Raw genomic sequence first — 15,250 nt, 5'->3', positions numbered from 1 at the left:
CGTTTCAGCCAGTGTAGGAGCTGAAACGGGGAGCGCGCGGGCGCTTCGTCAGAAGGTCACGTCGGCGCTGTTGATCAATCGGGCGAACGCGCCGCCGAGGGTTGCGTTGTGGTGGTCGATGATCGCCTGGGCAGGCAGTGCCGCAGTGTCCATGCAAGTGTGGGCGTCGGCTACCAGTACAGGTTTGAATCCCAGATCGGCGGCGGCGCGGCAGGTGCTGTCGATGCAGAACTGAGTCTTCATGCCGACGAGGTACAGGTCTTTGATGTCTTGCCTGGTGAGCTGCTGCGCAAGGTCAGTGTTGTGGAAGGCGTTGGGTCTGGATTTGTCGAACAGGTGGTCGACGTCCGCGACCAGTTCAAGCGCCGGCAACAGTTGCCAGAAAGGGCTGCCCGCCGCAATTGGTGACCCTTCGGGGCCGGTGTGGCGCACGGCGAAGACGGGCACATCGTGCTGGCGCGCCTTTGCGATCAACTGCCGGATGTTGGCGAGTACCCGTTCGCCGTAGTGAGGTTTTTCCGGGCCATGGAACAGGCCGACCTGCATATCGATGATCAACAGTGCTGCGGACATGGTGTTTCTCCTTGGTTGGCAAAAGCTGCCGCACGGACGGGAGAAACAACAAGGCCCCGTCCATTGCTGGCGGGGCCTTGGGTTTGCTGCGCTGGATTTACCTCACGCACAAACACCACGACCCGCCGGTGGCGGTCGTGGTGGTGCGGGTGAGGTGCAGCGCGCGAAGGTTCATGGGGCTGATCATGCTGGCGGCGTCCACGGGCTGTCAACTGGCGTATTGGGCGATGCCGTTGCCGAATGACCAATTCTCTTTTTTCACTTCCACCAGATTGATGAACACGTCTTCGAGGCGAACGCCCAGTTGCGTATTGAGGTTGTGGGCGATGGTCTGGTACAGAGCTTTTTTCGCCTCCAGCGTTCGGCCCTCATTGAGGGTGATCTGGATGATGATCAGTTGGTCGCTGCGCTGGATGCCCAGGTATTGCGGATCGAAAATGAAATGCTCGCCGTCGTGTTCGTTGAGGATCTGGAAGTTATCGTGCTCCGGCACATTGATCGCGCTGCGCATGGCGGCGTAGATCTGCTCGCCGATGCGTTTTGCGAAGGTGGGATCGGGGTTTTTTCTGATTTCGACGCGAACGAGAGGCATGAGACGGCTCCGTGGATAGGGGACTCATTCACGCTAGATGATGTTGGCTAAATTGAAAGTATTCAGTGTTGGGCCGGAGGCTTTTGCGAGCAGGCGCGATAATTGCCACTCGTCAGATTTGCTCCTGCTCGCCGTTAATAATCGCCCGGCGGTAGATGTTTGCATGTTGGCTGTACTATACCGAATTTTGTGACCTGCCCAGCAGCGCCGACGCTGTGGATTTTTGCTTGTAAATAGGTATGCGGCCCTTGGACAGGCATCAGGAAAGCGGAACAGGACGTGCAGCCCCTGAGGCTTTTACTGATCGTATCTCGGGTAAATTGATATGAATGAGTCTTATCGGTCTGCGGTGTTATCGATTACTTCAGGTTTCATTATCGTTTGTGCTTTTGCCACGCTAAGCGGGTGCATCAGCGCTGAGCAACAAGCGGCGGAAGATCGGCAAACCTGTTCGAATTATGGCTACGCCCAAGGCTCTACTGCCTTTGCAAACTGCATGATGATCTCCGATCAGCAGCGCAAGAAAGCGGCGGCTGACTGGCAGGCTCAGCAGGATCGAAATTGGCAGCAACAAACCGCAAAACCTGCCATGCAAGAATGTAATACCACCGAAAGTGTTGATGTTCAGGGAGACCCTTCGATGGAAGGTCAAAGCAGCACCCGAACTAAATCCAGAACCGTTTGCATTGGGCAGTGATATGAAGCGTCAAGTTTAACGGCTTGAATGGGTATCAGGTCTTGCAACCAAGTGCTCGATCAATGGCTGCCGACGGAGTAGGCCTGGCTTGCGGCGGGGCGATTGGCACCGCAGCAGTCTCTACAGCGACGTTGTATGAGTCGGCCTACCTGACTCCCGGATATTGCCTACAAAACTGCCGGATTCATCCGCTATCTGGCAGGTGCTGAATACGAAACTATGGAGGGGTACAAAGTAGGCCTGGCAGTCACTGCCAACAGCCAAGGAAGGCGCATGCTTCAGAACGACCGAGAACACCTGGAACTCGAAGGCTAATGAATGAAATACGCAAACTTGTGGCGGAAAGGCAAAAGCTGCTGGCGGAGGCCAAAAAACTAACAAGGGAAACAAGTCTGTATCCGCTTGCAGTATTAGGTGGCGTGGTGACTGCAGTCACGGCAGTAGCGGGTGTTTTTTTCAAGTTTTGAGCAGGCGCCTCACAACAATCAGATCCATGACTCAAACAGGAATCAGCATGAACACATTTGACCGTAAGGCCATGATGGAGCGATCAGACCGAGAGCACGATGAATGGGCTGAAAGAGTGCGTCTCAAGAATAAGGCCGACATGTATCCAGTCTGGGGCATGCTGGCTTTCGGAATCTTTTGCATGTCACTTGGATTCATCCTGGCTCGATTGATCTGATCAAAACCTTCTTCTCTCATTCGGCATTGGCGCTTGCCAGAAAACGACACCACACATACCTTGCGCCGACAGATATTTTCCCAAAAACGACATCCCGCTGATCTGCTCCGCACAACCATTCCTCAGCTAAGTCTTTGCTTCTGCTCATTTATCGCGGAGAATCGCGCCCCTGTTTCGGCCGGAGCATGTCTGTCGGTTTTTTCCGACGCGTTCTGACCGAGTGGCAAGTGACCGGAATGCGGAGATCCGACCGGATGAATGATCAGGCCAAAAGCGTCGACCAACGCTTTGAAGCAGCAGCACCAGCCGAGCTGTCGAGCTGGAATCGCCAGGACACCACCTGGATGTTGGGACTGTTCGGGACGGCCATCGGCGCCGGCACCCTGTTTTTGCCGATCAACGCAGGGTTGGGTGGCTTCTGGCCGCTGGTGATCCTCGCGTTGCTGGCGTTCCCGATGACGTTCTTCGCGCACCGTGGCTTGACCCGTTTTGTGCTCTCCGGTCGCGAAGGCGCCGACATCACGGAAGTGGTCGAGGAGCATTTCGGCATCAAGGCCGGTGCGCTGATCACGCTGCTGTACTTCTTCGCGATCTTCCCGATCCTGCTGATCTACAGCGTCGGCCTGACCAACACCGTCGCCAGCTTCCTTGAGCACCAACTGCACATCACGCCGCCACCGCGCATCTGGCTGTCGTTGGTGCTGATCCTTGGCCTGCTGGCCGTGGTGCGTTGCGGCGAGCAGGCGATCGTCAAGGCCATGAGCCTGATGGTCTACCCGTTTATCGTCGCGCTGCTGTTCCTGGCGATTTACCTGATTCCGCACTGGAACGGCGGCATCCTCGCCACCGCTTCGCACGTGCCCGCACCGTCGGCCTTGCTGCATACGCTGTGGCTGGCGATTCCGGTGATGGTGTTCTCGTTCAACCACTCGCCGATCATCTCGGCGTTTGCGGTCGATCAAAAGCGCCGTTACGGCGTTCACGCTGAAGAGCGCAGCTCGCAGATCCTGTCTCGTGCCCATGCGCTGATGGTGCTGATGGTGCTGTTCTTCGTGTTCAGTTGCGTGCTGACCCTGTCGCCGGAGCAACTGGCGGAAGCGAAAGCGCAGAACCTGTCGATCCTGTCTTACCTGGCCAACCACTTCAGCAATCCGACCATCGCCTTCGCGGCGCCGTTGATTGCATTTGTGGCGATCTCCAAGTCGTTCCTCGGTCATTACATCGGTGCGAGCGAAGGTCTGAAAGGCCTGATCATCAAGAGCGGCAACCGTCCGAGCGCCAAGGCACTGGATATCATCGTCGCGGCGTTCATGCTGATTATCTGCTGGATCGTGGCGACCCTGAACCCGAGCATTCTCGGCATGATCGAGACCGTCGGTGGCCCGGTGATCGCGGCGATTCTGTTCCTGATGCCGATGTACGCCATTCGTAAAGTGCCGGCGATGGCGCGTTATCGTGGCCAGGCGTCGAACGTGTTTGTCACCGCGGTGGGCCTGGTGGCGATCTCTGCGTTGATTTATTCGCTGACAGCCTGAGGCAAGATCAACAGATCACACCCGGCGATCTGTTGAATTTCAGCTAAAGTGGCCGCTGCATACACCGTATGCAGCGGCTTTTTTTCGTCTGGAGACAGTGGATTGTCGAGCGTCCCGCCATCCGTTAACCCCCCCAACCGCTGGCAGGATGTGCTCGCCGGTCTGTCGATTGCCGGTCTGCTTCTGCCCGAGGCGGTGGCGTACTCGACCATCGCCGCGCTGGCGCCCCAAGCCGGGGTGATTGCGCTGTTTGCCGGACTGCTCTGTTACGGGCTGTTTGGCACCAGCCGCTTCGCCATTGTTTCGGCGACATCTTCTTCTGCGGCGGTACTGGCGGCGGCTACGGCGACGCTGGCCAGCGGTGATGCGCAGCTGCGTTCAACCCTCGCGGTCGGTCTGGTATTGGTCACGGGTGCGCTGTTTCTGCTGGCCGGGGTTTTTCGGCTTGGCAGCGTCACTGCGTTTATCGCCAAACCGGTACTGCGCGGGTTTGCCTTCGGGCTGGCGCTGACGATCATCCTCAAGCAGGTCGCCAGCGTGGTGGGTGTGCACCTGACCGACGCCAATCTGGTGCGTTTCGCCCCACAATTACTGGAACAATTGCCGCACTGGAACTGGCCGGCTGCGGGCGTCGCGGCGATGGCGCTAGTGCTGCTAGGCCTGTTTTCGCGGTTCCCACGTTTGCCGGGCGGTTTGCTGGTGGTGGTGATTGGCATCGCGGCGGGGCAATGGTTGAACCTGCCGGGGTATGGCGTGAAGCTGATCGGCGTTATCGACCTGAGCCTGGAACTGCCAAACCTGCCGGCCTTGCCGTTCGCCGACTGGCTGCGTTTGGGCGAAGTCGGTTTTGCCCTGGTGATGATTCTGTACGCGGAATCTTATGGCTCGATCAGCTCGTTTGCGTTGAAACACGGCGACCGCGTGACCTCCAACCGTGACTTGCTGGCGCTGGGGGCGGCGAATCTGTTGTCCGGGCTGTTTCATGGCATGCCAGCGGGGGCGGGGTATTCGGCGACGTCGGCGAACGAGGCGGCAGGGGCTACGTCACGTTGGGCCGGTGCGGTGGCCGCGTTGGTGGTGTTGGTGATCGTGCTGACGGTATTGCCGTGGATTGCCCTGACACCGGAGCCAGTGCTGGCAGCGATTGTCATGCACGCATTAGGTCGAGGCTTGAGTTTGCAACCGCTGGGGCGCTACTTCGTCTGGCGACGGGATCGCGTGCTGGTGATTTGTGCGGTGGCGGCGGTGCTGGTGCTTGGCGTGCTCGATGGGTTGCTGGTGTCGGTGGCGATCAGCGTCTTGCTGATGCTCAAACAGCTGTCGGCGGCGGATATCCAGGTGCTGGGGCGCATCGATGGCGGGCATGATTTTGTCGATGTGCAACGCCACCCGACTGCGACTTCCGAGCCGGGCGTGTTGATCGTGCGGCCGAGCGAGGCGCTGTTCTTCGCCAACGTCGAGCGTATTCTCGGTGCGGCGTTGCGCCTGGTGCGGCATTCGCAGGAACCGTTGCACGCGGTGATCCTCAGTCTGGAAGAATCACCGGATCTGGATGGCACCAGCATCGAGGCGCTGCAAGAGTTTTTCCTGCGGGTGCATCAGGAAGGCAAGTTGCTGATTCTGGCGCGACTCAAACATGAGGCGCTGAGCGCGTTGGCGGAACTGCCTGAAGTGCAGGCCAATGGTGTAATTCTCAGCGGGTTGAGCGTCGATGGCGCTGTGCAACGCGCTCAACTCAAGATGTAGTCGACCGGTTTCAACGCCGGCGGCAGCTCTTCACCGAGTTCCGCGAGAATATCGCGCTCGATGGTGCGTACCAGTGCATCGGTCGGCAAATCGTTTTCATCGCGGCCAAACGGATCTTCCAGCTCATCGGCAATCGCATCCAGGCCAAAAAATGTGTAGCTGACAATGGCGGTGAACAGCGGCGTCAACCAGCCCAGCGGCTCGGCCATGGCGAACGGCAGCAGGATGCAAAACAGATAAATCGTGCGGTGCAGCAACAGGGTGTAGGGGAAGGGCAGCGGCGTGGTCTTGATCCGCTCGCACACTGCTTGTGCCTGGGTGAGGCTGGTCAGGTGGTTGGCCAACAGCATGTAGCGCCATTCGCTCAGATCGCCGCGTTCATGCAAATCGGAACATTGCTGGCCAACCTGCTGCAGGATCCGTGCGCTGTAATCCGGTGTTTGCGCATCCGGTATCGGCATGACCCAGGCGCTGCTGGCCTCGGCTTCGCTTTCTCTGCGCAAGCGTGCGTTGAGCGCGTGGGCGAATCCACACAGGTTGAGCAATAACGGTTTGCGCTGAACGGACTCGCGAATGACGTGGGTTTCGCGAATCACCGAGCGAATGTGCACGATCACTTCGCCCCAGGCTTTGCGCGCTTCGTACCAGCGGTCGTAGCAGGCGTTGTTGCGAAAGCTCATAAAGATCGACAACGACAAGCCCAGCAGCGTAAACGGCGTGGCATTGACCTTGGTGAAATTGCTCGGGTGGAGGATTTCGATCAGCACGATGGCCGAAGCCAGCAGCGTGACCATCAGCGTGCGCAGGGCGATGCGTTTGGCAATCGAACCCTTGAGGGTGAAGAGAATGGCGAACTGATTGACCTTGGGTCTGACGATCATGCTGTGCGATCCCGGTTAAGCAGCGAAATGGCGGAAGTCGCAGCGGTCGGTCACCGACCTGTCCGGACAGTCGACGCTGCGGTCGTAACCATCGCTGATGACGCGCTTTGACATGACAGTCTCGACGCAGTGAAAGCTGCAATTAAAACGGCGGATCAGCGCAGGTTATAGGTAACTTTACAGGGCGTCCAATCACTGTTAGTGACCGGATGATTGATGCCGTTGATGATCAAATTGCTGGTTTTTGGAGTTTGCCGGTTAGTTGCTTTCAGTGTTTCTCCAGCAACACTTGTGTTGCTCTGTATACAGTCGATAAGGGCGATATAACCTAAGCGTTATTGGTTCTTTTGAGCGAACCCGCCGCTCCTCTAGCATGGGCTCATGGGGCGTTTATTGACTTTGGAGTTCATCCACTTGAGTGCTTGCCTGTCTGGCAACTAAGCACTTTTCTGCCTTGCGCATTTCTAAAACTACAGCAGACATTGCCGTGCACTGATTGCCGACCATTTTTTGTCGGCAGGGCCGGGTATTAGCTGCGATTCAAGGAGCTGTTACATGCATTACCGTTCCCGTTCATTGCTGGCGGCCGCTGTTGTGACGGCCATTTGGCAACTTCCCGCAAAAGCTGAAGAAACGTCTGTGCGTGCCGAGGATGACGCGCGTCTGGACACGGTCTTGGTCACCGGCACCCGCGGTACCGCTCGCACGGTGCTCGATTCGCCAGTACCGGTCGATGTCCTCACCGCCGAAGACCTCAAATCTGCCGGCGCTGCTGACGGCGAACTGGGCGCGGCGCTACAGACGCTGCTGCCATCCTTCAGCCTGCCGCGCCAATCCAACTCCGGCGGTGCCGACCATGTGCGTGCGGCACAACTACGCGGCATGAGCCCTGATCAAGTGTTGGTGTTGGTCAACGGCAAGCGCCGGCATACCTCGGCGGTGGTCAACGACTCGTCGAAGATCGGCCGCGGTACCGCGCCGGTGGACTTCAACTCGATCCCGATCAGCGCGATCAAACGCATCGAAGTGCTGCGTGACGGTGCCGGTGCGCAGTACGGCTCCGACGCGATTGCCGGGGTCATCAACATCATCCTCGACGATGCTCCCGAGGGCGGCGAAGTCTCCACCAGTTACGGCGCCTTTCACACCCATCAGGACGCTATCGGCAAAACCACCACCGACGGCCAGAACAGCGTGACTACCGCCAAGATCGGCACGCGCCTCGGCGAAGAGGGCGGCTTCATTCGCGGTGGCACCGAATACAAGGATCGCAACCCGACCAACCGCGCCGGTTTCGACGGTTTTGACGAGACCCCGAACCAGCGCAACTATGTGATGGGCGACGGCCTCGCGCGGGACGTCAACCTGTGGTTCAACAGCGAACTGCCGCTGGCCGGCGGCAAGGCCTACAGCTTCGGCACCTACAACCAGCGTCACACCACGGGCGCCGAGTTCTACCGTTACCCCTACGAACAACCGCAGTTCTACCCTAACGGTTACTTGCCGCAATCGCTGGGCGACAACAAGGACATCTCCGCCACCGCCGGCTTCAAAGGTCTGATCGGCGACGACTGGGACTTCGACAGCAGCGTCACCCATGGTCGCAACCGCTTCGATGGCTCCACCCGGCGTACCCTCAACGTCAGCCTTGGCGAAGACTCGCCGACGAAGTTCGATACCGGTGATTACGAAATGCGCCAGACGACGTCGAACCTCGATTTCAGCCGAGAATTGCGCCTTGGCGAGCGTTCGTTTGTGCTCGCGGTCGGCGGCGAGTACCGCTACGAAAACTACCTGACTTACGCGGGCGACGAGGCTTCCTACATCGGCTCGGGTGCGGACGGCGCCAACGGTCTGCGGCCGAGCGAAGAGTCGGATCTGGATCGTAATGTCTTTGGCACTTACGCCGAATTGTCCGGCGATCTCACCGACCGCTTTTTTGTCGATGCCGCCACACGTTGGGAGCATTACGACGACGCCGGCAGCAAACTCACCGGCAAACTCAGCGGCCGCTACAAACTCACCGAGCAATGGGCCTTGCGCGGTGCGGTGTCGAACAACTTCCGCGCCCCTTCGCTGGCACAAAGCGGTTTCCAGAACACCACCAGCAACTTCGGTGATGGCGGCACGCTGACCGACATTCGCGTGCTCTCGGTCAACGACCCGATTGCCCGCGCGCTGGGCGCTGAAAAACTCGATCCGGAAACTTCGAAGAACTTCAGCCTCGGCCTGACCTTCCAGTTGAACGAACGCTTCGATGCGTCGCTGGACGTGTTCCGCATCGACGTCAAAGACCGCATCACCCTGTCGCAACGCATTGGCAGCGACGCGCTGGAGAATTACATCAACGACAACTTCGGCGTGGCTGGCGTGCACGACGTCAACTTCTTCACCAACGCCGCCGACACCAGCACCCACGGCGCCGAACTGGTGCTCAACTACCATCAACCGTTGTACGAAGGGCAACTGGGCCTGACCACGGCGTACACCTACAACCACACCAAAGTCACCAGCACCAAGGGCACGCCGTCGCAACTCACCGCACTGGGCATCGGCAATGACGCGCTGGTCGGTGTCGAGGAAACCAATACCCTGACCGACGCCGCACCCAAGGATCGCTTCATCTTTTCCGCCAACTGGGCCAGCGAACATTGGGGCTTGCTCGGCCGTTTGACTCGTCAGGGCGAGACCACCCGCGTGTTCGATTTCGGCGATTCGCAACCCGAGCAAACCTACGGTGCGGTGTGGCAACTGGATGCCGAGGTGACCTACAAGTTCACGCCGAAATTCAACCTCGCCGTCGGTGGCAACAACCTCACCGACAACTACCCGGAACGTTCCGGTTCGGCGATCAACTACGGCGGCAACCTGCCGTACGATGTGCTCTCGCCAATCGGCACCAACGGCGCTTATTACTACGCCCGCGCCACGTATGGTTTCTAACGCGGGGCCGGGGCGGCATCTGGCGGTTTTTCAGGCGCTGCTGATCACGCTTGGCATGGTGATCACCACCGACATCCTGAAAACCGCGCCGACCGTGGCGCTTAACGTCGGCCCCGAGCATTTCTACCTGGTGTGGGTGCTCGGTGGTGTGGCGTCGATGATCGGCGCGCTGTGTTTTGCCGAAATGGCCACGGCGTTTCCACATCCTGGCGGCGACTATCACTTTCTGCGCACGGCGTATGGCGAGCGCATGGGATTTTTGTTTGCCTGGTCGCGTTTTTCGGTGATGCACACGGGGTGGATTGCGTTGTCGGCGTTCATGTTTGCCGATTACTTCAATGCCGTGGTGCCATTGGGGCCGTACGGCTCGGGGCTGTTTGCCGGAGCGGTGATTGCGGCACTGGTGCTGCTTAATCTCACCGGCAAACACATCGGCTTCATCACTCAGACGTTGCTGGTCGGGCTGCTCGCACTGGGCTTTTTGAGCATTGCCAGCGCCGGTGTTTTTTTGGCGTGGCAAGGCATCGAACCGCCCGCGTCGAGCAGCCCGGTTGCAGCAGAACACACCGGCATGGCCGGGTTCTCTGCGGCGATGATTTTCGTGTTTCTGGCGTTCGGCGGCTGGAGCGATGCCGCGACGTTATCGGCGGAAGTGCGCGACGGACGACGAGGCATTTTCATCGCCATGCTCGGTGCCCTGACCGTGTTGATGATCATATACCTGGCGCTTAACTGGGCGTTCGTTCAAGGCCTGGGTTTTGCCGGGCTGGCAGCGAGCAACGCACCGGCGGTGGAGTTGTTGAACCGCGCATTCGGTGCTCCCGGCGTGGTGCTGATTTTGCTGATGGTCGGCATTGCCGCCATCGCCACCATCAATTCGACGCTATTGGTGGGTGCCCGTACGACCTACGCCGCGGCCCGCGATGTGCCGCAATTGCGCAGTTTTGGTGATTGGGATGATCGTCACGGGGTGCCCCGCAAAGCATTGCTCGCCGAGGGCGCGGTGGCGTTACTGCTGGTGCTGTTCGGTAGCTTCACCCAAAGCGGCTTCAACACCATGGTCGAGTACCTGACCCCGGTGTATTGGCTGTTTCTGAGCCTGAGCAGCGTGGCATTGATCATCCTGCGCCGACGATTTCCCGACGTGCCGAGACCGGTCAAGGTGCCGTTGTATCCGCTGTTACCGTTGCTGTTTTTCGGGTTGTGCCTGTACATGCTGTATTCCAGCGTGACAGTGGTGGGCTATGGCGCGTTTTTGGGGATCGGGGTCTTGTTGGTTGGCGCTCTGGTCCTGGCTGGATTGAGTCGTTTAACGGCAAACCCTCACCCCAACCCTCTCCCGGAGGGAGAGGGGGCTGACCGAAGTGTGCTGCGTAATCCATCGACCTGAACGAACGAGCCGATTATGGGCTCGGCAAAGCACGTTCAAATCGGCGTAACTCCGCAATAATCCCCAATCAGTTACCTCACCCCCTTTGAGGGAGAGGGGGCTGACCGAAGTGTGCTGCGTAAAACATAGACCTGAACGAACGAGCCGATTACGGATTCGGCAAAGCACGTTCAAGTCGGCGTAATTCCGCAATATCCCCCAATCAGTTACCTCACCCTCCCTAAGGGAGAAGGGGCTGACCGAAGTGTGCAGCGTAATCCATCGACCTGAGCGAACGAGCCGATTATGGATTCGGCAAAGCATGTTCAAGTCGGCGCAATTCCGCAATATCCCCCAATCAGTTCCTTCTCCCTCTGGGAGAGGGTTAGGGTGAGGGGCTCTTAAAACGACACCTCCGCCGGTTGCGACAGACGCAGGACGGAGAGGTCGCCGGTAATACGTTTGTACGCGAGTCGAATCGCCTCGATGTTGCCCGCATTCTTGGGGCTGTTCTCATGCAGGATCACAATGACTTTGGTGCTCAAGCGCTCAGGCTCCTTCGCGCCATGATCGCTCCACTGCCCGTAAGCATCGAGCACCGTGAAACCATCGGGAAACCGCGACGTGACTTCCTTGTCGAGAAACTCGCGCCAGCGTGCCGGGCTGACCGCGCCTTCCTTGCCATCAATCGATCCCACCGAGAAGTACAACTCGGTGCGCAGCCACTGCGCCTGCGCCGGGCGCGAGGCATCACCTTGCAGGGTTGAACTGACGGGATCATGAGTGTGAACGGACGCAGGAGGAGGGCTGGCACAACCGGCGAGGGCGAGGAACAGGGTTACCGTTAACAGACTTTTTTGCATGTAACGTCCTTATACAAAGTGATTGCAGATGCAGCCGATTGTAGAGGTAGAGGCTAATAGCAATAAAAGATTAAAAAGTGGTGCATTAGTTGAGTTATGGAATAAGAAACACATAAAAAATAAACAACCATTCACCGTAGGAGCAAGGCTTGCCCGCGAAGGCGTCAGTCCAGTCAAACACATGGTTGACTGAATCGACGCCTTCGCGGGCAAGCCTTGCTCCTACGCTATTTGGCACTCATTGAGGGGCTAAGTTGTCGCAGTTGGATTGGCTAACGCAATCCCCGCCGCGCCCAGGCGTTTGAGGATCTCGAACAACAGATCACTTTTGGTCCCCCCGACAATCCGTGGGCTGCTGACGTAGCCCGTCACCGTCAAGGTAATCCCGTCCGGCGACAGCTTGCTGAAGCGCACAAACGGCGCCGGTTTGTCGAGGACGGTCTCGTTCTCGCGGTAGGTGCCCAGCAACAGTTCCTTGACCTCCTCAGGATCAATATCCAGCGGGAACATCAACTCGAGCGACGCCACCCCTTGAGCGCTGCCGCCGAGGGTGACGTTGCGCAGGTTCTGCGAGATCAGTTGCGAGTTCGGCACGATCACGATCGAGCGGTCGCTGAGCTGGATTTCCGTGGCGCGCACGTTGATCCGGCGGATGTCACCCTCGACGCCGCTGATGCTGATCAAGTCGCCGACCTTCACTGGTCGCTCAGTCAGCAGAATCAGGCCCGAGACGAAGTTCTTGACGATCTCCTGCAAACCAAAACCGATCCCCACCGACAGCGCACTGACGATCCACGCCAGGTTGGTCCACTGCACGCCCAGCGACGACAGCGTCAGCAGAATCACAACCGCGTAGCCGAGGTTGGAAAACAGCGTGCTCAGCGACGCGCACATGCCCGGGTCCATGTCGGTTTTCGGCAGGAACTCATTGTCGAGCCAGCGGCTCAGAGCGCGGATCAGCCAGATCCCGATCAACAGCGCCAGCACCGCGTTGAGCAAATGCGCCGGGACGATGTTGAATTTGCGCAACCCGGCACCACCGAGGATTGCCATGATGTTGGTCGCCAATTGACCTAGCGTGGTGCCGATGCCACCGACGAACAACGCGATCACCGCGAGCAACAACAGGGCGGCGCGACTGAAACCGGACAGCAGAATCGAGAACTGATCGAGCCGTCGATCTTCAACTCCCAACAACTGCTTGAGTGCTTTGCCGCTTGCATGTTTGGGCGAAAACGCATGCTCGCAGCCGTCCTTCACCACCTGGATCAGCAGATAGAATCCCGACAGCACGATGTACGCCCACACCATTTCATAGGTGATGAACCGCGCCAGCGACACGTAACCCGTGAGCAGTGCCAGCGCCGCCACCAACATCGACAAACTGGCGACGGTGTAAACCACCCCGGCGAAGGTACTGCCCGCTGCCGCCGCGTCATTGGCGGCGATCATCGCCTTGCGTACCTTACCGACGCGCAACAGCATCGTCAGCACAATCGCCAGCACCACAATGGCAATGACGCCGCGTCCAGCCAGCACAATCTGACTGCTCATGCCCGTGGCATTGCTGACCTGTACCAGCGTCACCAACAACAGCAAGGTGCAGGACAGAATGCGTGGAAACGGCTTCAACGCTTGCGCCACCGGATCGGCAATGGCCGGCAACCGCCACGACGGATGTTGAGTCGACAGCAACGCACGACTCAGTCCGGTGATCAGCACGCACGCATAGACGACCTTCTCGAACTCCTCGGAAAACGTCGACAACACTGGCGTCAACGGCGCGTGACGGGTAAGGGCGTAGAACAGCACATGCAGGGCCAGGGCGGTGGTCGCGATTGTCGCCAGAGCCGAGGCAAACGCCAGCGCACTGCGGCGCAAACGGCCTTCGGGCATGCGATGAATGCAAATCCACGTCAGCCCACGCTCGGCCAACCGCCGTCCGACCGTCCAGATAACCAGCGCCAGCAACACCAGCACTACCGTGTAAAAATGCTGCCCCGGCGCCCACACCGTGGCCCAGGTTTCACCGATCTGCTCGACGAAAAACTGCAAACGCTGGCGATCATCCGGCGAAGGGCTGACCAATGGCGACCAGAAGTCCGGGCTGAGCACACTGTCGGTGCCCAAGGTCAGTTCGCTCTCCAATAATGTGCGGCGAATACCGGCGATCTGCGTGATCAGCTCCGCCGCGCTCTGCTTTAACGCCGCGAGACTCTTCAGCGTGCCATCGACCTTGTTTTTCTGCTCCGTCAGCGCCGCTCGCTGCGCGACGATATCCGCCTGCTCGGCCGCTATGTCCGTATCTGGCGCCGCGCCCAACACGCCCAATTGCACAGTTAATTGCGCCTGCTGCGGCAACAACGCTGCCGACAACTTATCGACGTCCAGAGTAAATGCCTGCACCCGATCCTGCGGGCCTTCGAGCTGGTTGTAATTGTTCGCGGAGGAGATTTGCTGTTTGAGCCCGTCGAGGCGTTGTTGCAGGGCCTGCAAGTCACTTTGCGAGATCACCGGGAGCGGGGCGGCAGCGGTCGCGGCAGGCGCCGGCAGATCAGCGGCCCATAGCGATGGACTGCCGCTGGCGAGCAGCATGAATACGATAAGAAACAACGACTTCAAGGTGTTGCGCATGGGGCAGGCCGACTCTCGATTAACACACAATCTAAGAGGTTAGGTGATCAGGCCCGATGGGGCGGAAAAGTTTCACGGCAGGTACGGAATGAGCAATGGCGGCAAAAGCTGCCAAAGTGTTCTATATCAGCCAGAGCCTGGGCTCAACGGTAGTGTCGCGTTTGTAGACTAAACCGGCGTAATGGCTGTCGTTTGTCTGTGCGGCACTCGTCTGGCCAATGATTGGGAGGACCTATCAGCATGGATTACCTGATTCGCACCGCGACCCCGGCAGATGCTTCGGCGATCAGCCGGACCATCATCCATACCCTTCGCGAGTCCAACGCGCTGGACTACTCATCCGACATCATTGATCAGGTGGAGCAAAGTTTCTCACCGCGAGCGGTTCTGGACTTGTTGGCCCGGCGTCAGGTCTTCGTGACTACGCTCGACGGTCATATCGTCGCAACAGCGAGCCTTGATCACGACGTTGTTCGCAGCGTGTTTGTCGATCCCCGTCATCAAGGGCTGGCTGTCGGCAGACACCTCATGGAGCAGCTTCAAACAGTCGCCCTGAGCGCAGGTATCGACCTGCTGCGCGTGCCCTCGTCGATTACCGCCGAAGGCTTCTACGCAGCGCTGGGCTTCAAGAAAGTCCGGGATGAGTACCATCAGGCGGAGCGCACGATCATCATGGCGAAGGCGCTGGGGCGAGAGCAGATCCATCCTGTGAGTTCGTGAAGTGATGGGGGC

General features: G+C 58.8%; 13 protein-coding genes and 1 pseudogene. 9 read left to right on the top strand and 5 right to left on the bottom strand.

Features of this window, described 5'->3' with window-relative positions:
* Positions 1–48 precede the first annotated feature (48 nt).
* Together JFT81_RS04380 and JFT81_RS04375 are read right to left on the bottom strand one after the other, a co-directional pair.
* Entirely contained in the window at positions 49–573 is a 525-nt protein-coding gene (locus JFT81_RS04380; protein WP_201226260.1) for a cysteine hydrolase family protein, read from the bottom strand.
* A 208-nt stretch (positions 574–781) separates the two neighbouring features.
* Positions 782–1,165 (bottom strand): tautomerase family protein, encoded by a 384-nt coding sequence (locus JFT81_RS04375; protein WP_201226259.1) that lies wholly within the window; start codon positions 1,163–1,165, stop codon positions 782–784.
* 325 nt (positions 1,166–1,490) lie between these two features.
* Between JFT81_RS04375 and JFT81_RS04370 the strand changes: the two genes are divergently transcribed.
* The 5 genes and pseudogenes from JFT81_RS04370 (at position 1,491) to JFT81_RS04350 (ending at position 5,828) form a co-directional block, all read left to right on the top strand.
* Positions 1,491–1,862, top strand: a complete 372-nt coding sequence (locus JFT81_RS04370; protein ID WP_201204393.1) for a hypothetical protein — start codon at positions 1,491–1,493, stop codon at positions 1,860–1,862.
* Between the two features lie 273 nt (positions 1,863–2,135).
* Positions 2,136–2,329 (top strand): annotated as a pseudogene (locus JFT81_RS04365) (hypothetical protein).
* Between the two features lie 47 nt (positions 2,330–2,376).
* Positions 2,377–2,547, top strand: a complete 171-nt coding sequence (locus JFT81_RS04360) for a hypothetical protein (RefSeq protein WP_201204391.1) — start codon at positions 2,377–2,379, stop codon at positions 2,545–2,547.
* A 254-nt stretch (positions 2,548–2,801) separates the two neighbouring features.
* Positions 2,802–4,082: a serine/threonine transporter gene (locus JFT81_RS04355; protein WP_201226258.1), complete on the top strand. Its 1,281-nt coding sequence runs from the start codon at positions 2,802–2,804 to the stop codon at positions 4,080–4,082.
* Positions 4,083–4,184: 102 nt separating this feature from the next.
* Positions 4,185–5,828, top strand: a complete 1,644-nt coding sequence (locus JFT81_RS04350) for a SulP family inorganic anion transporter (RefSeq protein WP_201226257.1) — start codon at positions 4,185–4,187, stop codon at positions 5,826–5,828.
* On the opposite strand, the gene JFT81_RS04345 is transcribed toward JFT81_RS04350, so the two are convergent.
* A complete protein-coding gene (locus JFT81_RS04345; protein ID WP_201204384.1) occupies positions 5,813–6,709 on the bottom strand; it encodes a bestrophin family protein in 897 nt (298 codons plus the stop codon). The two genes, JFT81_RS04350 and JFT81_RS04345, sit on opposite strands and share 16 nt — an antisense overlap.
* A 555-nt stretch (positions 6,710–7,264) precedes the next feature.
* On the opposite strand from JFT81_RS04345, the gene JFT81_RS04340 reads away from it, so the two are divergent.
* Positions 7,265–9,652, top strand: coding sequence for a TonB-dependent receptor (locus tag JFT81_RS04340; protein WP_201226256.1), 2,388 nt, complete (start codon positions 7,265–7,267; stop codon positions 9,650–9,652).
* Complete coding sequence (locus JFT81_RS04335; RefSeq protein WP_201226255.1) at positions 9,642–11,042, top strand: APC family permease; 1,401 nt, start codon at positions 9,642–9,644, stop codon at positions 11,040–11,042. Before JFT81_RS04340 ends, JFT81_RS04335 begins: the two co-directional genes overlap by 11 nt.
* Before the next feature lie 380 nt (positions 11,043–11,422).
* Here JFT81_RS04335 and JFT81_RS04330 read toward each other — a convergent pair whose 3' ends face one another.
* Entirely contained in the window at positions 11,423–11,884 is a 462-nt protein-coding gene (locus JFT81_RS04330; RefSeq protein ID WP_201204380.1) for a DUF3574 domain-containing protein, read from the bottom strand.
* A gap of 28 nt (positions 11,885–11,912) precedes the next feature.
* Between JFT81_RS04330 and JFT81_RS04325 the strand changes: the two genes are divergently transcribed.
* Complete coding sequence (locus JFT81_RS04325; RefSeq protein WP_201226254.1) at positions 11,913–12,077, top strand: hypothetical protein; 165 nt, start codon at positions 11,913–11,915, stop codon at positions 12,075–12,077.
* 56 nt (positions 12,078–12,133) lie between these two features.
* On the opposite strand, the gene JFT81_RS04320 is transcribed toward JFT81_RS04325, so the two are convergent.
* Positions 12,134–14,518: a DUF3772 domain-containing protein gene (locus tag JFT81_RS04320; RefSeq protein WP_201226253.1), complete on the bottom strand. Its 2,385-nt coding sequence runs from the start codon at positions 14,516–14,518 to the stop codon at positions 12,134–12,136.
* 240 nt (positions 14,519–14,758) lie between these two features.
* Between JFT81_RS04320 and JFT81_RS04315 the strand changes: the two genes are divergently transcribed.
* A complete protein-coding gene (locus tag JFT81_RS04315; protein ID WP_201204374.1) occupies positions 14,759–15,238 on the top strand; it encodes a GNAT family N-acetyltransferase in 480 nt (159 codons plus the stop codon).
* Positions 15,239–15,250: the final 12 nt, after the last annotated feature.

The organism is Pseudomonas sp. TH43, from assembly GCF_016650635.1.
Taxonomy (GTDB): domain Bacteria; phylum Pseudomonadota; class Gammaproteobacteria; order Pseudomonadales; family Pseudomonadaceae; genus Aquipseudomonas.
Note: the sequence above shows the minus strand (reverse complement) of the source record. Positions and strands in the feature narration are given on the sequence as shown.